Source organism: Vibrio sp. 1580 (assembly GCF_033340055.1).
In genome coordinates this window covers 1-517 of sequence record NZ_JAWOVT010000744.1, presented here as the reverse complement: position 1 = coordinate 517, position 517 = coordinate 1, and the positions used below count along the sequence as shown (strand labels likewise).

General features: G+C 48.0%; 1 protein-coding gene. It reads right to left on the bottom strand.

Annotated features, from left to right (window positions below; translation table 11 throughout):
- Positions 1-517 (bottom strand): ABC transporter substrate-binding protein (locus R7093_RS28155; RefSeq protein ID WP_318147399.1); only part of this gene is annotated, 517 nt, incomplete at both ends.

Below are 517 nucleotides of genomic sequence, written 5' to 3'. Positions count from 1 at the left end.
AATAACCATCAAACGCTTGCAGTTTCAAACGGTTTTCACTGTGCTCAACGACGGAAAATGGCCCACTCCCCACCACCAACTTGTTGTTCGCAACGTTCACCTGACTCACGGGCTGAATGCCATATTTCACGCCAGAAATAAGCCCAGCAAAACCCAAGTCAGGTCGGCTAAGTGTAAACACCACTTTGAGAGGGTTTGGCGCAGTCACGTTCGCCACATGCGCAAGTTCTTTCTCGTAGTATTCTAGTGAGCTCAATTTGGCAAACAAACTCACCACCGTGTCGGCATCGATTGGGTTGCCATTATGGAAGGTAAGCCCGGGGCGAAGGTAAAACGTCCATTCGAATTTTTGCTCATCGTATCGCCAATGATGCGCCAGCTCTGGTTTTACGCGCCCGTAATAATCACTTGATACCAAACAGCAATAAATTTGGCGTAGCAAAAAGCGCTCACTGCTTCGCTGCAATTGATGAGGAACAACACGCTCGAACATGCGTTTGTAGGTCAGCTGAATATT